24 protein-coding genes and 3 pseudogenes are annotated in these 20,301 nt (G+C 70.5%); 16 read left to right on the top strand and 11 right to left on the bottom strand.

Annotation, left to right across the window (positions count from 1 at the left end; all coding sequences use genetic code 11):
* The first annotated feature begins 6 nt into the window (after positions 1–6).
* The 3 genes from AB0J16_RS36040 to AB0J16_RS36030 all read left to right on the top strand — a co-directional run bounded on the left by AB0J16_RS36040 (position 7) and on the right by AB0J16_RS36030 (position 2,297).
* The gene (locus AB0J16_RS36040; protein ID WP_358548022.1) at positions 7–1,161 is read left to right on the top strand and encodes an alpha/beta hydrolase; all 1,155 of its coding nucleotides are present in this window, start codon (positions 7–9) and stop codon (positions 1,159–1,161) included.
* 156 nt (positions 1,162–1,317) lie between these two features.
* A complete protein-coding gene (locus tag AB0J16_RS36035; RefSeq protein WP_358548019.1) occupies positions 1,318–1,512 on the top strand; it encodes a hypothetical protein in 195 nt (64 codons plus the stop codon).
* The gene (locus AB0J16_RS36030; protein WP_358548017.1) at positions 1,479–2,297 is read left to right on the top strand and encodes an MATE family efflux transporter; all 819 of its coding nucleotides are present in this window, start codon (positions 1,479–1,481) and stop codon (positions 2,295–2,297) included. The genes AB0J16_RS36035 and AB0J16_RS36030 overlap by 34 nt, the downstream gene beginning before the upstream one ends.
* A gap of 19 nt (positions 2,298–2,316) precedes the next feature.
* Here the strand turns inward: AB0J16_RS36030 and AB0J16_RS36025 are convergent, their stop codons facing one another.
* The gene (locus tag AB0J16_RS36025; RefSeq protein WP_358548014.1) at positions 2,317–2,916 is read right to left on the bottom strand and encodes a TetR/AcrR family transcriptional regulator; all 600 of its coding nucleotides are present in this window, start codon (positions 2,914–2,916) and stop codon (positions 2,317–2,319) included.
* A 119-nt stretch (positions 2,917–3,035) separates the two neighbouring features.
* Between AB0J16_RS36025 and AB0J16_RS36020 the strand changes: the two genes are divergently transcribed.
* Genes AB0J16_RS36020 through AB0J16_RS36010 form a run of 3 tightly spaced genes read left to right on the top strand, consistent with a single transcriptional unit; the run spans position 3,036 to position 5,229 of the window.
* Positions 3,036–3,428 carry a GntR family transcriptional regulator gene (locus AB0J16_RS36020; protein ID WP_357955352.1) on the top strand — a complete coding sequence of 131 codons (393 nt, stop codon included), beginning with the start codon at positions 3,036–3,038 and terminating at the stop codon, positions 3,426–3,428.
* A complete protein-coding gene (locus tag AB0J16_RS36015; protein WP_358548011.1) occupies positions 3,425–4,270 on the top strand; it encodes an ABC transporter ATP-binding protein in 846 nt (281 codons plus the stop codon). Before AB0J16_RS36020 ends, AB0J16_RS36015 begins: the two co-directional genes overlap by 4 nt.
* Positions 4,267–5,229 carry a hypothetical protein gene (locus AB0J16_RS36010; RefSeq protein ID WP_358548009.1) on the top strand — a complete coding sequence of 321 codons (963 nt, stop codon included), beginning with the start codon at positions 4,267–4,269 and terminating at the stop codon, positions 5,227–5,229. The genes AB0J16_RS36015 and AB0J16_RS36010 overlap by 4 nt, the downstream gene beginning before the upstream one ends.
* A gap of 13 nt (positions 5,230–5,242) precedes the next feature.
* On the opposite strand, the gene AB0J16_RS36005 is transcribed toward AB0J16_RS36010, so the two are convergent.
* Positions 5,243–6,361, bottom strand: a complete 1,119-nt coding sequence (locus tag AB0J16_RS36005) for an NAD(P)/FAD-dependent oxidoreductase (RefSeq protein WP_358548006.1) — start codon at positions 6,359–6,361, stop codon at positions 5,243–5,245.
* 53 nt (positions 6,362–6,414) lie between these two features.
* Here AB0J16_RS36005 and AB0J16_RS36000 point away from each other — a divergent pair, with 53 nt between their 5' ends.
* From AB0J16_RS36000 to AB0J16_RS35990, 3 genes and pseudogenes are all read left to right on the top strand, one after another.
* A complete protein-coding gene (locus AB0J16_RS36000; RefSeq protein ID WP_358548004.1) occupies positions 6,415–7,107 on the top strand; it encodes a TetR/AcrR family transcriptional regulator C-terminal domain-containing protein in 693 nt (230 codons plus the stop codon).
* A 140-nt stretch (positions 7,108–7,247) separates the two neighbouring features.
* A pseudogene (locus tag AB0J16_RS35995) lies at positions 7,248–7,622 on the top strand (histidine kinase dimerization/phospho-acceptor domain-containing protein); the annotation flags it as partial.
* Between the two features lie 166 nt (positions 7,623–7,788).
* Positions 7,789–8,037 carry an ATP-binding protein gene (locus AB0J16_RS35990; RefSeq protein WP_358548410.1) on the top strand — a complete coding sequence of 83 codons (249 nt, stop codon included), beginning with the start codon at positions 7,789–7,791 and terminating at the stop codon, positions 8,035–8,037.
* On the opposite strand, the gene AB0J16_RS35985 is transcribed toward AB0J16_RS35990, so the two are convergent.
* From AB0J16_RS35985 to AB0J16_RS35975, 3 genes are all read right to left on the bottom strand, one after another.
* A complete protein-coding gene (locus AB0J16_RS35985) occupies positions 8,015–9,262 on the bottom strand; it encodes a serine hydrolase domain-containing protein (RefSeq protein WP_358548001.1) in 1,248 nt (415 codons plus the stop codon). The genes AB0J16_RS35990 and AB0J16_RS35985 overlap by 23 nt on opposite strands.
* A gap of 163 nt (positions 9,263–9,425) precedes the next feature.
* Positions 9,426–9,716 (bottom strand): hypothetical protein, encoded by a 291-nt coding sequence (locus AB0J16_RS35980; protein ID WP_358547999.1) that lies wholly within the window; start codon positions 9,714–9,716, stop codon positions 9,426–9,428.
* Positions 9,713–10,069 (bottom strand): VOC family protein, encoded by a 357-nt coding sequence (locus AB0J16_RS35975; protein ID WP_358547996.1) that lies wholly within the window; start codon positions 10,067–10,069, stop codon positions 9,713–9,715. Before AB0J16_RS35975 ends, AB0J16_RS35980 begins: the two co-directional genes overlap by 4 nt.
* Positions 10,070–10,247: 178 nt before the next feature.
* Here AB0J16_RS35975 and AB0J16_RS35970 point away from each other — a divergent pair, with 178 nt between their 5' ends.
* Entirely contained in the window at positions 10,248–13,061 is a 2,814-nt protein-coding gene (locus tag AB0J16_RS35970) for a LuxR C-terminal-related transcriptional regulator (RefSeq protein ID WP_358547994.1), read from the top strand.
* A gap of 80 nt (positions 13,062–13,141) precedes the next feature.
* On the opposite strand, the pseudogene AB0J16_RS35965 reads toward AB0J16_RS35970, so the two are convergent.
* The 4 genes and pseudogenes from AB0J16_RS35965 to AB0J16_RS35950 all read right to left on the bottom strand — a co-directional run.
* Positions 13,142–13,546: pseudogene (locus AB0J16_RS35965) on the bottom strand (M55 family metallopeptidase); the annotation flags it as partial.
* A 203-nt stretch (positions 13,547–13,749) separates the two neighbouring features.
* The gene (locus tag AB0J16_RS35960; protein WP_358547992.1) at positions 13,750–14,016 is read right to left on the bottom strand and encodes a hypothetical protein; all 267 of its coding nucleotides are present in this window, start codon (positions 14,014–14,016) and stop codon (positions 13,750–13,752) included.
* 355 nt (positions 14,017–14,371) lie between these two features.
* Positions 14,372–15,037: an NAD(P)-binding oxidoreductase gene (locus AB0J16_RS35955; protein ID WP_358547989.1), complete on the bottom strand. Its 666-nt coding sequence runs from the start codon at positions 15,035–15,037 to the stop codon at positions 14,372–14,374.
* Positions 15,038–15,229: 192 nt separating this feature from the next.
* Positions 15,230–15,946, bottom strand: a complete 717-nt coding sequence (locus AB0J16_RS35950) for a DsbA family oxidoreductase (protein ID WP_358547986.1) — start codon at positions 15,944–15,946, stop codon at positions 15,230–15,232.
* Between the two features lie 105 nt (positions 15,947–16,051).
* On the opposite strand from AB0J16_RS35950, the gene AB0J16_RS35945 reads away from it, so the two are divergent.
* The gene (locus tag AB0J16_RS35945; RefSeq protein ID WP_358547983.1) at positions 16,052–16,465 is read left to right on the top strand and encodes a helix-turn-helix domain-containing protein; all 414 of its coding nucleotides are present in this window, start codon (positions 16,052–16,054) and stop codon (positions 16,463–16,465) included.
* 21 nt (positions 16,466–16,486) lie between these two features.
* Here the strand turns inward: AB0J16_RS35945 and AB0J16_RS35940 are convergent, their stop codons facing one another.
* Positions 16,487–17,419, bottom strand: coding sequence for an oxidoreductase (locus tag AB0J16_RS35940; protein WP_358547980.1), 933 nt, complete (start codon positions 17,417–17,419; stop codon positions 16,487–16,489).
* A 27-nt stretch (positions 17,420–17,446) separates the two neighbouring features.
* Between AB0J16_RS35940 and AB0J16_RS35935 the strand changes: the two genes are divergently transcribed.
* Positions 17,447–18,016 carry a TetR family transcriptional regulator gene (locus AB0J16_RS35935; protein ID WP_358547977.1) on the top strand — a complete coding sequence of 190 codons (570 nt, stop codon included), beginning with the start codon at positions 17,447–17,449 and terminating at the stop codon, positions 18,014–18,016.
* A gap of 125 nt (positions 18,017–18,141) precedes the next feature.
* On the opposite strand, the gene AB0J16_RS35930 is transcribed toward AB0J16_RS35935, so the two are convergent.
* Positions 18,142–18,726: a TetR/AcrR family transcriptional regulator gene (locus AB0J16_RS35930; RefSeq protein ID WP_358547974.1), complete on the bottom strand. Its 585-nt coding sequence runs from the start codon at positions 18,724–18,726 to the stop codon at positions 18,142–18,144.
* A gap of 140 nt (positions 18,727–18,866) precedes the next feature.
* Between AB0J16_RS35930 and AB0J16_RS35925 the strand changes: the two genes are divergently transcribed.
* The 4 genes and pseudogenes from AB0J16_RS35925 to AB0J16_RS35910 all read left to right on the top strand — a co-directional run bounded on the left by AB0J16_RS35925 (position 18,867) and on the right by AB0J16_RS35910 (position 19,981).
* Positions 18,867–19,331, top strand: coding sequence for a nuclear transport factor 2 family protein (locus AB0J16_RS35925; RefSeq protein ID WP_358548408.1), 465 nt, complete (start codon positions 18,867–18,869; stop codon positions 19,329–19,331).
* 26 nt (positions 19,332–19,357) lie between these two features.
* Entirely contained in the window at positions 19,358–19,534 is a 177-nt protein-coding gene (locus tag AB0J16_RS35920; protein WP_358547972.1) for a hypothetical protein, read from the top strand.
* Positions 19,531–19,578, top strand: a pseudogene (locus AB0J16_RS35915) (hypothetical protein); the annotation flags it as partial. The gene AB0J16_RS35920 and the pseudogene AB0J16_RS35915, both read left to right, overlap by 4 nt.
* Positions 19,579–19,633: 55 nt before the next feature.
* On the top strand, positions 19,634–19,981 hold the full coding sequence (locus AB0J16_RS35910) for a carbonic anhydrase (RefSeq protein ID WP_358548405.1): 348 nt from the start codon (positions 19,634–19,636) through the stop codon (positions 19,979–19,981).
* Positions 19,982–20,301: the final 320 nt, after the last annotated feature.

Genomic DNA, 20,301 nt, shown 5'->3' with positions numbered 1-20,301 from the left:
CTCGCGATGAGACACCTTTTGGCAGTCGCCGCGGCACTGACCGTCCTGGCCACGTCCGCCTGCACGGCACCCGTCCCACCCCGTTCCGCCGCCCCCTCGGCCACACCGACCGGCCCCGCCACCCTGCCCGCCCCCACCGGCGCCCACCCGGTCGGCACCACCGCCCTGTATCTGAAGGACACCTCCCGCCCCGATCCGTGGAACCTCGACGTCGACGCCAGGGAGCTCAAGGTCACCCTGTGGTATCCGGCCAAGCAGCGGGACGGGAAGCGTGCGCCGTACATGACACCGAAGGAATCGGAGCTCGCCATAAGGCGCTATGGGGTCGGGGGCGTCCCGGACGACACGCTGAGCAAGACCCGCACGAACGCCATCAAAGACGCGAAACTCGCAGGGGAAAAGCTGCCGCTGGTGGTGCTGTCCCCCGGTTTCACCAACCCGATGAGCACGCTCACGTCGCTGGCCGAGGACCTGGCCAGCCGAGGGTACGTCGTGGCCGGCATCGACCACACCTACGAAAGCTACGCCACGACCCTGGCCGACGGGCGGGTCGCCGAATGCCTCGCCTGTGACAGCGACACCGACCCGGGCTTCGGCACGGGAGTGGTCGCGGGCCGGGCGGCCGACGTCTCCTTCGTACTCGACCAGTTGCCCGCGAAATGGGACGGCTCCAGCGTGATCGACCGCTCCAGAATCGCCATGGTCGGCCAGTCGATCGGCGGGGCCGGCGCCATGGCCGCCATGCTCAAGGACCCCCGCGTGCGGGCCGGAATCGACATGGACGGCACCACCTACGCCCGGATCCCCAAGAGCGGGTTCACCCGGCCGTTCATGTTCCTGGGCTCGGCGCAGCACGTCCCCGGTGGCCGCGACACCTCCTGGGACCGCGACTGGAAGCTGCTGACCGGGTGGAAGCGCTGGCTCGTGGTGACCGGCGCGGAACACTCGACCTTCACCGACGCCTCGCTGCTGGCGGGCGCCCTCGGCGTCAAGCCCGCCTACGGCGTTCCGCCTGCGGCGCGCGCCGCCGAGCTCACCCGCACATACGTGGCGGCCTTCCTCGACCAGCACCTGAAGTCCAAGCGGCAGCCCCTCCTGGACAAGCCGTCATCGCGCTACCCCGAGGTCAAATTCTGCCCCGCGACCTGCGCTCAATCCTGAGGCCTGGCACGTCCGCCGAAGCCATCGCGAGTTCTCGACCGGCTGTGCCCGTGCAGGACGTACAGGCTAATCCCGTCACCCCTGCCGGTTTCTTGTAGCATCCCTCGGCGGGCAATCGAGCCGCGGCACGGCAAGGGCGGCCGGATGGGAGTCCCGATGCAGAGCATCACGAAGAACCGGCAGCCGCTGAAGATGCTTCGGGCGATGATCGAGCGGGCCTATGGGACCGCCCGGGTGCCCGACGGCGACGACTTCGCCGAGGAGATCACACACGGCTGGTTCAACGTGGTGTATTGCATTCGGCTTCGTGACGAACCGTGCTGGTGCAGATCGCCCTCGATCCGCTGCTGATCTTCGTCTGCGGCCTGGGTGTCGCCGGCGCGGCTCTCGGCACGGTCGGTGGCCAGGCCGTGTCGGCCGGCATGGTGCTCTGGTTCTTCTTCCTCCAGCGCGCTCGGCCGTACCGGATCCGGCCGGCCGACCTGCGCCCGCACCCGGCGACGATCGGGGCCGTGCTCGCGGTGGGCGCCCCCTCCTTCCTCGCCGGCTTCGGTGCCACGTTGCTGGCAGCCCTGATCAACACGACTCTCGCCGCGAGCGGCGCGGTCGCTCTGGCCGCCTACGCGGTGTGCGCGCGGCTGCAGACCTTCGTGTTCACGCCGCAGATCGGCATCACCCAAGGGATCCAGCCGATCGTCGGCTACAACGCCGGCCGCCGGCTGACCGGCCGCGTCAACCGGACTCTCACGCTGGCCATGCGCGCCACCGTCAGCTACGGGGCGACGACCGCGACGCTCATCGCCCTGCTCGCGCGGCCGCTCGTAGGGCTGTTCATCAGTGATCCACACACCACGTCCGTCACGGTCGACGCGCTGCGCGTCATCGCGATCGGATTCGTCTTCGCCGGCGTCCCGCCGCTGATCTCCGCCTACTTCCAGTCCCTCGGCCGAGCCACGCCGTCGTACCTGATCTCGATCGGCACGCTCGTGATCATCAAGGCGCCGCTCGTCCTGGCGCTCGGGACGCGCGGGCCCACCGGAATCTGGATCAGCCTGCCGATCGGTGAAGTGATCTCGGTCGTGGCCGCCGCCGGCCTGCTGTGGAGGTTCGGCCGGCCCAAGACGGTGACGGCTTGAGCCGCCGCGCAGCCGGTCATCAGGGCACTTCGACCAGGAGCATCTCGCTGAGCCGCCGCCGGAAGCGGGCACCCATGTCCACGCTGGCCGGGTCGAGGAGCCACTGCACCTGCAGGCCGTCGATCAACGCGATGAGATCCGATTCGGCGCCCGCGATGCTCGTCCCCGGCCGCACGAGTCCTCGGGAGTGGAGTCCCTCGAGCGCATCGCGAATATCCCGGCGGATGTGCGTATATCGGTCGACGAAGTACGCGTGCGCCGGATGCGCCGGATCAGCGGCCTCGACCGGCAGCACAGCGTACAGGCTCACAAGCTCTGGGACTGTCGCGTTGTAGTCCACCAATCGCGCGAGCCGGGAGAAATAGTTCAGGCCATCCGCCGTCGCGTCGAATCCGGCGAAGCACAACTCGCCGTTGACTCGATCCCGTTCTTCCAGCACAGCGGCCAGGAGCGCTTCCTTCGTCGGAAAGTGATGCGCCAGGCCCATCCGTGACACCCCGCAGTCCGCGGCGATCCGCACCATGCTCGCGTTGCGGTACCCGACCGAGGCGAACTTGGCGAACGCGGCCTCGACGATCTCAGCACGCCGCCGTCGCCCCTTCGGATAGCCCGCTCTCATCGATCGACCCCCCTAGCTGCATGTGGGCAGCACCATCGGAAGATATCGCCCCCAGGTTGACAACAGACGGTCGAATCCAACACCCTTTCACTATTCGAATAGTGAAAGGGTGCTTTCGGTTGATCGAGTTCAACCTGGACCGCGGCTCGGGGGTTTCGACGTACCTGCAGCTCGTTCACCAGGTCAAACAGGCGCTCCGGCTCGGTACGCTGCGGCCCGGCGACCAGTTGCCGACCGCTCGCGAGGTGGTCGAGACCTTGGCCATCAACCCCAACACCGTGCTCAAGGCGTACCGGGAACTGGAGCGCGAAGGGCTGGTCGAGGGACGCCCGGGGATGGGGACGTTCGTCCGGCAGGGCATCGCGGGTGCGACGCTCGCCGAGCACACGCGGCTGCGGCGCGGCCTGGAGGCGTGGGTGCGCGAGGCCCGCGGGGCCGGGCTTGATCAGGAAGACCTGCGGGCGCTGTTCAATGTGGTCCTGGCCGACGTCGCCAAGGAGGGCGTGGCATGAGTCCCGGACTGGAGGCCACCGGCCTGGGAGTCCGCTATCGCCGTACGTGGGCGTTGCGCGACTGTTCGCTGTCCGTGCCCACGGGACGTGTGGCGGCGCTCGTCGGGCCCAACGGCGCGGGCAAGACCACGCTCATGCACGCGGCCGTCGGCCTGCTGCGACCCGCGCGGGGAAGCGTCCGCGTGGCCGGCGAGGCGGCGTTCGTGGCGCAGGACAAGCCGCTGTACGACAACTTCACCGTCGCCGAGATGCTCACCTTCGGCCGCCGCATGAACACCCGCTGGGACGCCGCCGCCGCTGCCGACCGGCTCGCCGGGCTGGGCATCCCGCTGGAGCGGAAGGTGAGCGGCCTGTCGGGCGGGCAGCAGGCGCAGGTGGCGGTCACGCTGGCGCTGGCCTGCCGACCTGACCTGCTGGTGCTGGACGAACCGCTGGCCAATCTCGACCCCTTGGCCCGCCACGAGGTGATGCGCTCGATCATGGCGGAGGTGGCCGAGCGGGAGCTGACCGTACTGCTGTCCTCGCACGTCGTCTCCGACCTGGAGGAGACGTGCGACTGGCTGATCGTGCTGAACGGAGGCCGGCTGCAGGTCAGCGGTGACATCGAGGACCTGCTCGACGGGCATCTCGTGCTCACCGGGCCGGAGGAGGCGTCGGCGGCGGGGACGCGGGTGGTGGGCGCGAGCCGTACCGGCAGGCAGGTCAGCATGTTGATCAGGGGCGCGCCCCCGCTCGATCCGCGCTGGCAGGCGCGGCGCCCGGGGCTGGAAGAGCTCGTCATGGGCTACCTGCGCAGCCCCGAGTCGGCGGCGCTACCGGGCCTGACGGGGGTGGGCGCGTGATCTGGGTGACGTGGCGCCAGCACCGGGCACAGCTCCTCGTGACGGCGGGCTTCCTGGCGCTGCTGGGAATACTGCTGCTGGGCTCGGCGCTGGAGGCGAGCCGGTACGTGGCCGAGCACGCCCCGCCCGGCTGCCCGGGGCCCGCTGTGGCGTGCGGAGACCTGGCGGTGGCCCTCGGGCAGCGTTACGACGCGGCCTACTCGGTGTTCGGCTGGATGCCGCTGGTGGCGCCGGCACTGATCGGGGCGTTCTGGGGCGCGCCGCTGCTGGGCCGTGAGTACGAGCGCGGCACCCACCGCCTGGCCTGGACCCAGTCCGTGCCCGTGTGGCGGTGGCTGGCGGTCAAGCTGTCGATCCTGGGCGGGGCGGTGGTGGCGGGTGGGCTGCTGCTGTCGCTCATGGTCAGCCTGTGGCGGCCGGTGTTCAGGGCGGGGGTCGACTCCACGTTCGGCAACATCGGCGTGTTCAACATGGTCGGGGTGGAGCCGGCGGCGTGGTGGCTGTACGCCTTCGCGCTCGGCACCGCCGCCGGCACCCTGTTCCGGCGTACGCTGCCCGCGATGGCACTGGTCGTGGCCGTGGTGGTGGTCACGATGGTCACGCTGTTCAAACTGAGCGACTTCTACGCCGAGCCGGCGCGTACCGAGTTGTCCGGCACGGTGCTGCTGGACGATCCCGACGCCCGGCTGGTGAGCGCCGCCTGGGTGGAGCCGTCCGGGAGAGAGGTCGCCGAGCCGGTCGGCAGCGGCTGCCCGCGGCGGGTGGATGTGGGGCAGAGCGACAAGAACGCCAGGGCGTGGCAGGCGTGCCTGTTCGGCAAGGGTTACCGGTACGCGGTCTACTACCATCCGTCGTCCAGGTTCTGGCGCTTCCAGTGGACCGAGGCGGCGATCCTGACGCTCGCGTCGGCGGCCCTCGGCGGTCTGGCCGTACGCCGCACCCTGCGCCGCCCCGGCTGACAGGCATCCTCCGTCAGGATGGCTGGACTTGGTCGAAGAGGGCGAGGGCTTCGGCGGGGTCCGGGCTCACGAGGCGTTCCAGACCGGCCGTCGTGATCTTCGCCCACTTGCCGGCCCGTGCCCACATCTGTTCCTCGAAGGCGCGGACGACCTCGTCCAGGTCGCCGGGGGCGGCGGCGATGGACTCGGCGAGTTCGGCGCCTTCCAGCATCGCGAGGTTCGCGCCGACCCCCAAGGGGGGCATCAGGTGGGCGGCGTCGCCCAGCAGTGTCACCCCGGGGACGTGGTCCCAGGTGTGGGAGACGGGCAGGACGTAGAAGGGGCGGTGGACGAAAGCGGTGCCGTGGCGGAGGAGGTCGAGGACGGGAGCGGCCCAGCCGTCGAACAGAGTCAGCAGGCTCGATCGCATGGCCTCGACGTCGGCCGGGTCCAGGCCCGCGTGCCAGTCCAGCGGCGCGCGGAACTTGGTGTAGACCTTGACGTGGCCGCCGCTGTTGCGCTGGGCGACGAGGGAGCGGTTCACGCCGTACACGGCCACCGAACCGTCGCCGATCAACCGGGCGAGGTCGGGGTGGCGGGTGTCGACGTCGTCCAGGGAGGTCTCGACCGAGCTGACGCCGGTGTAGTGCGGCGTCACCGGCGAGAGCGCCGGGCGGACCCGGGACCAGGCGCCGTCCGCGCCGACCACGAGGTCGAACCTCTCCTGTCGCCCGTCCGCGAAATGGACCAGCACGCCATCCCGGGTCCCCGGCACCACCTCCGTCACGCCCCGCCCCCACTGAACCTCCATGGGGCCGAGCAGCAGGTCACGGAGTTGCCCGCGGTCGATCTCGGGATTGGCCCGCTCATCCGGACCGGGTCGCCAGTCGCGCAGGACGGTCCCGTCCGTGTCCAGGATGCGCATGGCCTGCCCCTCGGGACGGGACAGCGCCTGGTACTCCCCCAGCAGCCCCGCCTTGTCCAGTGCACGCTGGCCCAGCCCTTCGTGCAGGTCCAGCGTGCCGCCCGGAGGACGGGCGTCGGGGGCGGGATCGCGTTCGAAGACGGTGGCGGGGTGATCGTGGCGGTGCAGGACGCGGGCGAAGGTAAGGCCGGCGGGGCCTCCCCCAATCACGGCGATACGATGGCTCATGTCGATACACTGTATTTGATGGATACAGCGTATCGCAACAGTACGATGTACCCATGACTGTGTGGGACCGGCCGGAGCCGCCGACACGACCCGTGCCGCTCGACCGGGAGCGAATCGTCGCCGCCGCCATCGCGCTGGCCGACGAGGGCGGGCTGGAGGCGGTGTCGTTGCGTAAGGTCGCCGCCCGGCTGGATGCCGGCCCGATGCGGCTGTACGGATACATCTCCACCAAGGAGGAGCTGTTCGACCTCATGGTGGACGAGGTGCACGCCGAGATCCTCCCCGAGGAGCAGCCCGCTGACTGGCGGGAGGCGCTGCGCGTCCGAGCCCACCGCACCAGGCAGGCAACCCGCCGTCACGAATGGCTGGCCGACCTGCTCGGCGGCCGTCCGGCCCTGGGCCCGAACGCCCTCGCCGTGACGGAGGCCACGCTGGCCGCCCTCGACGGCCTCGCCGACGTCGACACCGTCAGGCGCGCTGTGGAGACCGTCAGCGCCTACTTCACCGGCGCGATCAGGCGCGAGATCGCGGACGTGCGGGCCGAGCGCGCCACGGGCCTGTCCAAGCGCGACTGGCAGCGCGCCTCCGGCCCGCATGTGCGCAGGATGCTGGCCACGGGCCGCTTCCCGACGCTGGCCAAGGCCGTGCGCGACGGCACGGAGGTGGACGCCGAGACGTCCTTCGCGACCGGCCTGGAGTGGGTCCTGGACGCCGTGGCCGCCAAACTCGCCCCGCCGCCGGCGTGAAGCTCAGGCTGGGCGCCCGCATAGGTGGTCAGCTCGGAGTTCCGCTGCCCTTGCAGACCGCGCGGGCCAGGCTCGCGCTGCTGCAGACCGCCCTCGTACTGACCGCCGGCGCCGCGCTGACCGGGCTGACCTACCTGCTGATGCGGCGCCGCGCGCTCTTCACCTACCTGGACCCGACCGGCTCCGACCCACCGGAGGTCAAGGACCTCACCGAGCGGGTCCCGGTCACCACCCCGGCCGACGAGCTGTCGGCGCTGGCGGGCACGGTCAACGACATGCTGGACCGCATCCAGCGCGGCATCGCCGAGCGCGACCGGATCCTGGACAGCCAGCGGCTGTTCACCGCCAACGCCGCCCACGAGCTGCGTACCCCGCTGACCACCGCCCGCGCCGCGATCGATGTCACCCTCGACGGACACCCCAGCCGCGCCGAGCTGCTCGCGATGGCCGGCGACGTACGCGACGCCGTCGAGCACATGCGACGCGTCCTGAACGGGCTGCTGCTGCTGGCCCGCAGCCAAGCCGGCCTGGCGGCGCGGCAACCGGCCGACCTGACCGCCATCGCGGCCGCCGCCCTCGACGCCGTCCAAGCGCGAGCGGCGGCCGCCGGCATAACGGTGCGGCCCCGGCTCCGGCCGGCAGATCCCGCCCGAAGAGGCCGAGACGCTGCTGGAACCGTTCGTGCACGGGCAAGGCACCCGCGTCCGCACCCACGGCCTGGGGCTGGGACTGACGATCGTCCGCGCGATCACCCTCGCCCACCAGGGACGCATCGCGGTCACCGCCCGCAGCGGCGGCGGCCTCGACATCACCATCGACCTCCCGCGCGACCCGACGGCGACGGCGGATCGACCGGCACGATGGCGCGATGCGGTCCTTCGCGTGTCGGCCCGGCCGTGGCCGCGCGTCAGCCGCCGCCTGGTGGGTTGACCGGCGCGCCGGTGACGGCCGCAGCCTCCCGCAGGCAGATGTCCAGCAGCGGCACGCCATCGCAGTTGGTGAGGATGACGCCGACCCAGCCGGTGTCCCGGTAGATGCTCCAGTTGGCGCCGATGCCACCGGCCCCGCCGCCGCGCCCGATCACCCACTGGCCGTTGATGATGCTGATCGGCATCGTGTACGCCCCGTACGAGGTGGGCTCCGGGCCGGGGAGCTTGGCCCCGGCGAACAAGTCGGCGTAGGGCCGCTCCAGCACTGTGCCGTCGCGCAGCGCTTCGGCGAACCGGACCAGGTCCGGCGCGGTGGCGAAGCCGTCGCCCGAGGCGTAACCGATGAAGGCGCGGCCCGGATTCCTGCCTTGTGTGTTCGGGTCCAGGCTGCCCTTGTCCAGGTTGCGGACGGCGTCCACCAGGCTGCCGTCGGCTTGCAGCATGTACGGGTGCGCGATGTGCTTGTCGGTGAGCCACTGCTCCCTGGTGTAGAACGCCGAGCCGCTCATGCCGGAGCGCCCGAAGACATGCTGATGCACGTAATCCCAGAACGTCATGCCGGACACCGCCTCCACGATCAGCGCCGCCATGGCCAGGCCGACGCCGCCGCCGGGAAGGTGGCCGTTGGACCCCGCGCCGGGGACCCCCACCAGCGTCGCCTGCCGGGCCCACTGCTCCTTGTACTCGTGCACCTCCTCCCGGCTGTGGAAGACGCGTTGCCAGTCCGGCATCGGGGCGTCCAGCCCGGAGGTGCTGGTGAGCAGGTGGTGGATGGTCACCTTCTCGGCGATCTCCTTGGGAAAGCCCGTCAGGTGTTCGCCCACCGGGTCCGACAGAGCCACCCTGCCCTGCTGCACCAACTGCAAGACGGCCACCGATAAGAAAGGCTGGCTCCCCGAAGAGAGGTTGAACGCCACGTCCTCGTGATTGCGAATCCCCTTCTCCTTGTCGGCCATGCCGTAGCTGCGCGACAGCACCGTCCGGCCCTGGTACGCCAGCAGCACCACGCCGGAGAACTTGCCCTCGGCGGCCAGCTTCGCCACGTACCGGTCGTAGGCCCCGCCGGGCCGGGTATCCGGTGGGATCCGATCGTCCCCGGACGGGTCGGCGTGGCTGGGCTGGGCGCCTACCAACGGCGCGCCGGCCGCCACCAAGCCGGCGGCGGCGAGCCCGCCCCATTTGACAAGCCGCCGCCGGTCGATGCCACCTACCGAATCGCAGTCCATGATCACAATCCTTCCCGGTCGACGAACCTGGCGCTGACAGTGATGCGCTGTGGTCGACGTCCACTGAAGACGAATCACTGTTGCGGTGGCGTATGCGATTTTTGATACGCCCGCGATACAGCGGCGCGTTCGCGTACCCGGCAAGGACGACACAACGGAGGGATCAGAATTGGACGTTGGTCATCGTGTACCACGTCGGAACGAATGTCAGCAGGACCACTGCGCCCAGGACCGCGAACGACCTGAGTGCGCGTGAGGTGGTGAGGATCGCGGGTGCGATGGGCCTCAGGGGCGCCGCCGCGTACAGAGCTCCGTCGTACAGCAGCACTTTGCCGAAACCGCTGCCGGCGAAGAAGAAGCCGAACAGCGCTCGAAGTGACCAGAGTGCGCCGTTGAGCGTGAACCTCATTCCGCGCCCCTTGGGCTGCTGCTCAATGTCGACGTCGGCGTTCATCGGTCCTCAAGCAGTCCGAGGACGTTGCCGTCGAGGTCGGTGACGGTGGCCACCAGACGGCCGCCGCCGACGTCGTGCAGGGGCTCCCTCACGACGGCCCCCGCGGCGGTCACCTGGGCCAGCTTCGCCTCGAGGTCCGGCACGTGCCAGTAGGCCACCGGCGAGGTCATGCCCTGGGGTCCACCGCCCGGCACCAGCCCGATGTGCTGGCCCTCGGCCTCGAAGCCGACGTAGTAGGAGGAGTCGCTCTGTGGCGCGATACCGAGCAGGGCCGCGTACACCGCCTTGGCCTTCGCCAGGTCGGACACGGGGTGCAGCACGGTCTTGATGCCTTGCGTGGAAGAGCCGGTCATGGTCGCTCCTGTAGTCGTGGGTCATATCGACCCGCTGTGTGCGTGTGCACAGCCTCTCCTCCGGCCTGGCCGGTCCACATCCGTGGTGACCACGGAACCGCACACGGATCGACGGCACGGATCGCGTACGGCGGCCATCACGGAAGGGAGCACGGAAGGGATGCGGCAAACTTGCACAGTGGCGACAGAAGTGGAGACCTCGCCTCGGGAAGCCGAGGTGCTGGAACTGGTCGGAGCCCATCTCAGCAACGCCGAGATCGCGGCACGGCTGTGCATCTCGGTACGTACGGTGGAGAGCCATGTCTCCTCGCTGCTGCGCAAGCTGGAGGTGCCGGATCGGCGGGCGCTCGCCCAGCGCGCCCCCCAGCCGGCCGGCACGGGCCCGGCTCAACCGGCACCGGTGCTGCCGGACCCGCTGACCTCGTTCATCGGCCGGGTGAGTGAGCGGGCCGTGCTGAGCGAGCAGATCAGGACACACCGCCAGGTGACCGCGCTCGGCCCCGGCGGAGTGGGCAAGACCCGGCTCGCGCTGGCGGTGGCCACGCAGGCGGCCGGCGATTACGGCGACGGGGTGTGGTTCGTCGACCTGGTCCCGGTCACCGATCCGGGCATGATCGCGACCGCGGTCGCCGGGGCGCTCGGCCTCGGTGAGCCGCCCGGCCGCGACATGAGCGCGTCCGTGGTCGCCGCGCTGGCCGACCGCCATGCGCTGCTGGTCCTGGACAACTGCGAGCATGTGGCGGACGGGGTCGCGCTGTTCCTGGAGCGGCTGCTGGTGGCCTGCCCGCGCTTGACGGTGCTGGCGACCAGCCGGACGCGGCTGATGGTGCCGTTCGAACGGGTGTATCCGGTTCCGCCGCTGTCGCTGACCGTCGATGGCGGGTCGGACGCGGTCGCGCTGTTCATGGAACGGGCGGCGGCGGCCGGCCGGCCGCTCGACCCGCCGCCGCTCGACCAGGTCGTCTCGATCTGCGAGCGGCTGGACGGCATGGCGCTGGCGATCGAACTGGCCGCCGCCCGGTATCCCGCGCTCGGGCTGGACGGTATCGCCGCCGCTCTGTCCCACCCGCTCCGGATGCTCACCGGTGGCTCCCGCGCCGACGAACGGCACCGTTCGGTACGCGCCGCGCTCGACTGGAGCCATGCCCTGCTGGAGCCGGCCGACCGGGCGCTGCTGCGCCGGGTGTCGGTGTTCGTGGCGCCGTTCACCGCGGCCGCCGCGGCCGAGGTGACCGGGTCCGAGGAGGGCCTCGTCGCCGACGGGCTGGCCCGGCTGACCGAACAGAGCCTGCTGACGGTGACGGCGTCCCCCGGCGGGACCGAGTACCGCGCGCTGGAGACCATCCGCCAGTACGGCATGGAACGGCTCGCCGAGGCCGGCGAGCTGGTCGACGCTCGATCGCGGCACCTTCGCTGGTGCCTGACCAGAGCCGCCGGGCTGGAGACGGTACGAGCGGACTGGCGGGCCCGGTTCGACCTGGTGGCCGACGACCTCCGCGCGGCCCTGGCGTGGGCGGCCGACCTGCCGGAGCAGCGCGCGGACGCGTACCAGCTCGCCCGGCACCTGGCGGAACTGACCTTCACCCGCAACCTCGTCGGAGAGTCCCAGCGGCACTATGAGCAGGCGGCCGCGCTCGCGACCGACCCCACCGCCACCGCGTCGTTGCTGCGGCAGGCCTCAGCCGTGGCAGGCTGCCGGACGATCGGTGATGACATGTACCGTCTGCGCCGCGCGGCCGCGGACGCCGCCCGCGCCGGCGGTGACACCGCCGGCGCCGCCGCGGACCTGGCGAGCGCCGCCACCATCGCATTCCGGTTCTCGCCCACGTTCTTGCGGCTCCCGCCCCGGGAGGAGGCGCTCGCGCTGATCGCCGAGGCGCGAGAGTCGGCCGGCGACGATCCGGCCGCGCGGGCCGCGGTCGCATTGGCCGAGGCCGCGGTGGTCGCCGACGCGTTCGGCGCCGCCCAAGGGCCGCCCGGCAATGCCGTACCGGAGACGATCGCGCGCGCCGAACGCGCGGTCGAGCTCGCCCGCCGGACCGGCGACCCACTCGCCGAGTCGGCCGCGCTCGACGCGCTCACCGGCGCTCAGAGCTGGGCCGGCGACACGTTCGCCACCGCGACTACGGCCCGGCGCCGGATCACGATCCTGTCCTCCCTGCCGATCACGCCGGCCGGTACCCACGAGCTGATCGACGCGCTCGGCATCGTCGCCGAGGCTGATCTCGGCACCGGGGAGGTGCCAGGCGCCCGCCGATGGGCGCGCCAACTGGCCGACCACCCATCGCTGGCGGAGGCCGGTGACCGCGCCACCTGCCGGCTGCTGATGGTCGACGCGCTGGCGGGCAACGTTGACGAGGTGCTCACCGGCGGCGTCCGGTTCCTCGACTCGTGGCGGCGGGCAGGCAGCTCCGCCTGGTCGCTCCTTCGCCCGGCGGTGGCCGGGGTGGCGATGATCCACGGCCTCCGCGGTGATCAGGACGCCCGGCGCGAATGGCAGGAGATCCTGGATCGGCTCGACACCCCACCGGAGCGTGCTTACGGCTACGGGGCGGTCTTCGACGCGATACTTCTGCTGCACCGCGGTCAGGCGGCGGAGGCGCTGGAGCGGCTGGCCCCCGAGCCCAGGCAGGTGTGGAAGTGGGTCACCTGGATCTGGCACCACTGGTATGTCGCGCTGCGTGCCGAGGCCGCCGTGCTGGCCGGAACCCCCGACGCTCGCGACCGTGCGGCCGAGGCCCGGACCATTGTGGCCGGCAACCCAGTCTCCGCCGCCATCGTGGAGCGAGCCGAAGCCCTGCTCAACGGCGATCAAAAGGCGTTGCTGGCCACAGCGGACGCGTTTGACACGGCCGGCTGCCGCTACCAGTCCGCACGGACCATGGTGCTCGCCGGCGGCCGGCATGCCGAGCGCGGCGCGGCGCTGCTCGCCGACCTGGGCCTCGCCCCGATGGCCCCAGCTCTGCCTCCGGGTTCCCGCACCAGAAGCTGACTGGCATGTACATGCTGTCCTTGACGGGCAACGCGCCCAACGAGCGGCTGCGGCGCCGAGGTCGGCGCTCTGGTGGCGCGCAACCGCATCCCCTGGCCAGCACCGCGCTGCAGGAGATCGTGCGCTTCGTCGGGGTGCACGCCGTCGGCCGCGTGCCGGCCGAGACCGCGTTTGACCGGCACGGTGACGGCCTGCGGAGCCAGAGCGCTGAACTCCTCGGATGCCGCGTCGTCGCCGCTGGGCCAGCACGGGGTGTCTGTAGTCCTGGGGAAATTTTGGTCGGATATCGCTGACCTGCACTGATGCGCGGGTCCCTCTGATGGCCCGGCAAGGGAAAGCCTCGTTTCGGGAATAGCCGGTACATGTACCCGGGCCGTATCAAGTGGGTTGAGGTCGTCGAGCAGGCCCGTCTGGCCAGCACCGCTTACGAGGGCGGAGTGACACTGCGGCAGTGCCTCTACCCGCCTCGCCGTCGCCGAGGTCATCCCGAACACGGCGGCGGCCTACCGCAAGCTCATCGCGGTGAGGAAGCAGGCCACGACGCCAGTTGGCTGGGTGCCGAGGCGGTGGGTCCGGGTGGCTGGCTACTTGGAACGGAATCCGGCGTTCAGCGGGGTTCTCCCGCGCGAGTGAGCCCCTGCCGTTGCGGCCGGAGCAATCCTGGTCGTGACGGCCAGGAACGGGGTGGTCAGCCGCCTGCTTCCAGCGGCTTGGGCGAGGGCCCCGAGGCGGGTGTCACGGCCCGTGTCACGGTCACGGTCTGGATGGCCTGTTCGAGTGACGGTGCTATCTGGAATGTGGTGCGCAGGCTGGTGATCGACAGGATGCGTTCCAGCGGGGCCGGCACCTGCGCCAGTACCAGGCCGGCCTGCTGCCGGCGGCTTTGCTGCAGCAGCAGGACCAGGACGGCGATGGAGACGGTGAAGCGCTCGGTGGAGCCGTGGTCCTCGGTCACGGGACGTTTTTCTCGAAAAACAGGGGTCCGTTTCAACGGCCGGCGTCGGGCGGGCCTGGCTGTCGTGGAATTGTCGTGGCGGCCCGGCGTTTCGGGCGCGGCTGGTCCTGATGGTGTGGTTCACCCGGTGAGGTGAGGACAGATCTCGCGCTGGGTGTAGCGGCCGGGCACGCCCTGGCCGGCGGCGGTCCAGAACGGCTCGGAGTCGCGGAAGTGGCCGCCGAGAGTGTGGCAGGACAGGCCCGGGTGTTCGGTGCGCAGCTGGGCCAGCGCGGGGCGGCGGTGAGCAGTGGCCTGGACGTGAGGCGGAGGGTTCCTGCTGATGAGGGGACCACCCGCGGCCTGGCGGGACAGGTCAGCCGCGGGTGTTCCAGACCAGGGGCACTTTGCGGGTCCATGTGTCGTCCTCGATCGTCTGGACGAGGAACTGGGCGAGGTCGGCGCGGTTGATCCGTGCGCCGGGCTTTTCGGTGCCCGCCTCGGCGGCCCGCACCGGGCCACCGGCGGGCTTGTCGGTCAGGGTTACGGCGCGGGCCAGGGTCCAGTCGATGCCGGACGAGGCGCGGATGACCTGGTCGACGCCGGTGTGGTCCGCGAAGCCTGCCTTGATGTTCGACAGCTTGATGAATGCCTTGACCAGCGGGTTGAGCCGGGCCCAGTCGTCGCCCGCGCCCTGCGTGGACGTCAGAACGATGCGGCGGATGCCCTGCTCGGCCATGACGGTGAGAGTGTGGCGGGCGGCGGCGGTCATGAACATCGGCGGGCTGACCGGCTTGGCCCAAGGGTTGTCGGAGGCGCGGCCGTTGTTCAGCACGCTGATCACCGCCTCGGTGCCTTCGGCAGCCCGGCGGATGTCGTCGATGTTCGCGGGGCTGCCCTGGATCAGCTCGACGCCGGCCGGTGCCTGCACCTTGTCGGGGTTGCGGACGAGGGCGCGGACGCGGTGGCCGCGCTGAGCCGCGTACGCCAGCACGTGAGCGCCGGTGCGGCCGCTGCCGCCGAAGACGAGGAGGTCACTCATGGTGATCAAATGCCTTTCGCGCAGTTCAGGGGTGGATCAGGCAGCCAGCCGACCGGTCAGGGCAGAGCCCAGGCGGCGCGCCTCGTCGTGCGACATGAGGGTTCTGAGCCTTTCCAGCGTCGGATGGTGGGTGTCGTGGTGCTGAGCCGTCGCGGACGGCGGATGTCCGCGGCTGCCTGAGGGCAGCCGGGATCAGGCGCGCTCGGGGACGGCACAGCCGTCCGGTCCGCAGACTGGGGCATCGCCGGCGTGGTCGGCGAGGGTGAGGGGGTGGCTGTCGTCCCACACCTTGCGCAGCAGCTCAAGGAGGCTGTCGCTGTCCTGGGCGCCGGGCACGCCGTAGCGGTCGTCGACGACGATGAACGGCGCGCCGGTCGCCCCCAAGCGCTGGGCGCGGGCCGCGTCGTCGCGGACCTGCCGGCGGTAGCGGCGCTCGGTGAGGGCCTGGCGGGTCTGCTCGCGGTCCAGGCCGAGCTCGTCGGAGAGCCCCAGGAGGTCGTCCAGGGAGAAGACCGGTTCGGCCCTGCCGAAGTAGGTGGTAAAGATCGCGTCCCAGGCCTCGCGGTTCTTGCCCTGGGCGCTGGCATGGGCGAGGAACTCGTGCGCCAGATCGGTGTTGCCGACCTGGTTGTCCAGCACCTGGTACGGGGTCAGCCCCTCGCTCTCGGCGAGCCTCTCGATCCGCCGGGTCGAGGTCTCGGCCTGGCTGCCGCCCATACCGTGCCGGCGGAGCAGGGCCTCGCGGACGGAGAAGGTGTCCCCCTCGGGGAAGCCGCTGCTGAGCGGGAACGAGTGGTGGACCAGTTCCACCTCGTCCGCGTGCTCAAACCGCTCGATGGCCTTGGCCACCCGGTGGTTCCCCAGGCCGCACCAGGGGCAGGTCACCTCGGCCCAAATAGCCACCTTCATCACGCACCTCCATTTCTTACAACTTGTGCGTAACGCCATGATGGACCAGCATGGAAAGCGATACAAAAGGCACACCGGTGTGCGTGCCGGAGAGGAATGTGCGTCATGGAGACAGCCGACGGAGCAGAGGTGACGGCAGCAGCGGCGGTCGGACCGTGCGCGGCCATCCCTGCCGAGCACATGGACTTCATCCGCCAGACCCTCGACCGCGTCGGCGACAAGTGGAGCCTGCTGATCATCGCGGTCCTGGAGTCCGGACCGCTGCGCTACACCGACCTGCAACGCCAGGTCCCCGGCATCTCCCAGCGCATGCTCAGCCTCACCCTTCGCCAGCTCCAGCAGGACGGCCTGATCATCCGCACCGCCTACGCCGAGGTCCCCCCGCGCGTCGAGTACACCCTCGCCCCGCTCGGCCGCGACCTACACCAGATCGTCACCTCGCTGATCGGCTGGGCCGCCGACCACCACGACGAGATCCGGGCCAATCGCGAGCGCGCCGCCGAGGCTCCGGGCTCCTGACCGGTCGGCGCCGGGTGCCGCTCATGCCGAGGCGGGGAAGGCGTAGGAGACGCCGGTCAGGTCTTCGGACACTTCCCACAACCGGCCCGCGGTGGTCGGGTCCTCGGCGTTGGGGTCGGGGCGCACGACGGTGGGGCGGCCGCGCAATTCCCGCCAGCCGTCGGGGCCGTACAGCTGCCCGCCCTCGACGCCGGCCGCGGTCGCCGCATACAGCTGGGGTAGCACACCCTGTTCGACGTCCTGGGCGAAGAACCGGTGGACCAGGGCGCCGGCCAGCTTCATCCAACCGGTCGGGCCGCTGGTCTGCAGGCCGGTGGCCGAGACGCCGGGATGCGCGAGCACGCTGGTGACACGGCTGCCGGCCGAGCGCAGGCGCCGGTCGAGTTCGAGACCGAACAGGACGTTGGCGAACTTCGACTGGTCGTAGAACTCCACGCGCGCGTACTTCTTCGCGCCGGACAGGTCGTCGAAGTGGATGAATCCGCCGTGGTGCACGATGGAGGTGACGGTGACCACGCAGGGATCCCGGCCGCGCTGGAGCAGGTCCAGCAGCAGTCCGGTCAGGGCGAAGTGGCCCAGGTGATTGGCGGCGAACTGCGACTCATGACCCTGCGGGCTGAGACTGCGGGGCGGTGCCATCACCCCGGCGTTGTTGACCAGGACGTCGATACGGAGGCCGTCGGCGTGGGCGGCGGAGGCGAAGGCCGCGACCGAGTCCAGGTCGGCCAGGTCCAGGCAGCGCACCTCAAGGTCGGCATCCGGCTGGGCGGCCGTGATCCCTGCGGCGGCTGCCCGGCCCCGGTCCAGGTTGCGCACGGCCATCACCACGTGAGCGCCGCGCCGGGCGAGCTGCCGGGTGGTGGCCAGGCCGAGGCCGCTGTTGGCGCCGGTGACCACGAAGGTCCGGCCCGTCTGATCCGGAATGCTCTCGGCAGTCCATGCTTGAGCGCTCACATTCATACGACGCGCAAGCGCCGACTGGTGCGCGACGAGCTGGCCGAGGCCGCCTTCGCGCTACTGGCCTCGCAGGGGTTCGAGGAGACGACCGTCGACCAGATCGTCGCGGCGGTGGGCATGTCGCGGCGTACGTTCTCGCGCTACTTCCAGTCCAAGGAAGACGTAGTGGTCCACAAGCTCGCCGAAGCCGGTACTCAGCTGTGCGCGGAGCTGCGTGCCCGCCCCGCCAGCGAGCCGCCCGCTGCTGCACTGCGCCAGGCCCTGAGGGTGTTCACCCACATCGGCGGGGACGATCCCGCCAAGGCGCTGCGCATCGCCCAGCTGATCCTCGGCACTCCGGCCCTGCTGGCCCGGCTCTTGGAGCGGCAGTCCCACTGGCAGCAGGAGATGGCCGGCATCCTCGCCCAACGCGCCAGAACGGACGCCGAAGCCGGCCTGTATCCGTCCCTTGCCGCCGGGCTCACGCTCACCGCGTTCCAGACCGCGCTGCGCAGCTGGGCGGATGGCGACGGGGCCCAGAGCCTGGATGCGCTGATCGATCAGGTCTTTGCACCGCTCGCCTCGGCAATCGACCGCATCGCCGCCAAGCGCTGACAGCAGCCGAGTCCGCGGGCCGGGTCGTTTCATAGGTAGTCACCTATGAAACAAACCCCTTGCCGGGCTCCCCTATCGCCACTGCCGCCAACCCGGGCGGCTTGAGCGCCACCCTCAGCTACTTGTCATCGCCGCAGTTCTGGGAGATCAGGGCCGGGATGCGCGTGTATCAGGAGGCACGCAGCGTCTCGTGCCTGGTGTGCGATTTCGGGTGTGCCGAAGATTGCTGCGGTGGTGATCGCTCCTTCGGCGAGGAGCGCGAGCTGATCGGCCAGTTTGGCGGGCCGCCCAGATGCCGTCACGAGCCGGGCGAGGTAGTCGTGGAAGGCCCTCTTGTGGTGCTGGGCCTGCTCGGCGATCTCGGGCGAGACCGCGCCCAGCTCGCCGAAGGAGTTGATGAAGGCGCATCCGCGGTAATCCGGCTCACAGAACCACTTGTGCAGCCAGTCGAACACCGCGGCGATCCGCTCCTCGGGCGTCGGCTGCGCCTCGACGTAGTTGGCGAGAGCCCGCTGCCACCGTGAATCCCGCTGCTGCAGGAATTCCAGCACGAGCGCTTCCTTGGAGGGGAACAGCTGGTAGAGGCGCTTGAGAGACACCCCGGAGGCGTTTCGTACCGCATCCATCCCGACCGCCTGGATGCCCCGGCTGTAGAACAGCTCCTGGGCTGCGTCGAGCACCCGTTCCCGTGCCGCTTCCCGATCCACCATCTGTGCCCCCTTGCGCGGAGAACCAACGTTCTCTACTCTAGCAGGTAGTCGAGAGAACGAACGTTCTCCGATGTTTCCAGGGCTCACCGTACCTGCGGTGAGTCCCCAGAGTTCGAAGGAGTTGAGTCGACATGGCTGACATGACCCGCCCGCCGGTGCCGCCGTTCACCCGGGAGACCGCCATCCAAAAGGCCCGATTGGCCGAGGACGCGTGGAACACCCGCGACCCACAGAAGGTGTCGCTGGGCTACACGGTGGACTCCCGCTGGCGCAACCGCTCGGAGTTCGCCACGGGCCGAGACGAGATCGTCGCGTTGCTGACCCGCAAGTGGAACACCGAGCTCGACTACCGGCTGATCAAGGAGCTGTGGGCCTACGACGGCAACCGCATCGCCGTGCGCTTCGCCTACGAGCACCGCGACGACGCCGGGAACTGGTACCGCTCCTACGGTAACGAGAACTGGGAATACGACGAGCACGGCCTGATGCACACCCGCCACGCCTCCATCAACACCCTCCCCATCGCCGAATCCGAGCGCAAGTACTTCTGGCCGCTGGGCCGCCGTCCCGACGACCACCCCGGCCTCAGCGATCTCGGCTTCTGAGGACGCACCACCGAAGGGAGTGGCCCATGCGAGACCTCGCCGCGGGCGTTGCGCGTTTTCAGCGGGATGTTCTCCCGGCCAAGGTAGACCTGTTCGCCCACTTGGCCACGAACCACACGCCGCACACGCTGTTCATCGGCTGCTCGGACGCTCGCGTCGTCCCCGAGCTGATCACAGGGAGCGAGCCGGGGACCTTTTCGTGATCCGAACCGCCGGCAACCTCGTCCCCGCCTACCACCCCGGCGCCGACGGAGTGGCGGCCAGCATCGAGTACGCCGTCGCCGTCCTGGGCGTGTCCCGACATCGTCGTCTGCGGTCATTCCGCCTGCGGCGCGATGACCGCTTTGGCCGACGACCACGACCTCACCGCCCTGCCGGCCGTCGCCCACTGGCTGCGACACGCGGACGCCTCCCTGGCCCGTGCGGCGCGCGCAGCCAGTGCCGAGCCCGGGGCCGGGGAGGACAAGGTGAGCGTTCTGGTACGGAGCAACGTGATCGCCCAGCTCGCGAACCTGGCGACGCATCCTTGCGTCGGCCGGGGCCTGGCGGCGAAGACGCTCACGCTGCGTGGCTGGGTCTACGACATTGCCACCGGCGCGGTCGACCAACTCGACCCCGGCACGGGCTCATCCGCCGCCCTCGCGGCCTGAGCCGCCCTGCCCCTCTTCTCCAGGCCGCCGTCCGGCGGTCTGGTCACCCGACCGTTCGAGTCCACTGTGCCCGCCGTGGTGCGGGCCGGCACGTAGGAAAGGAACACCTCATGGTGCACGCCCAGTTCGACCCCGCTGCTCGCCAGGCATGGCAGCGCTCCGTCGACACCGAACAGCGCGACATCACACGGCTGCGTCAGTTCATACGAAGCTGGCCGCAGACGCGATGACATCACCCAGCCAGGGGAGGTCCTCTGCGCGTATCCAGGGGTGGGAGCCGATTGCGCCGGCGGAGCAATCGCCCAGGCGGTGGGCGGCGT

This window comes from Nonomuraea sp. NPDC049750, assembly GCF_040659625.1.
GTDB lineage: Bacteria > Actinomycetota > Actinomycetes > Streptosporangiales > Streptosporangiaceae > Nonomuraea.
The sequence above is the reverse complement of the archived record's forward strand: the minus strand, read 5'-3'. Positions and strand labels throughout refer to the sequence as shown.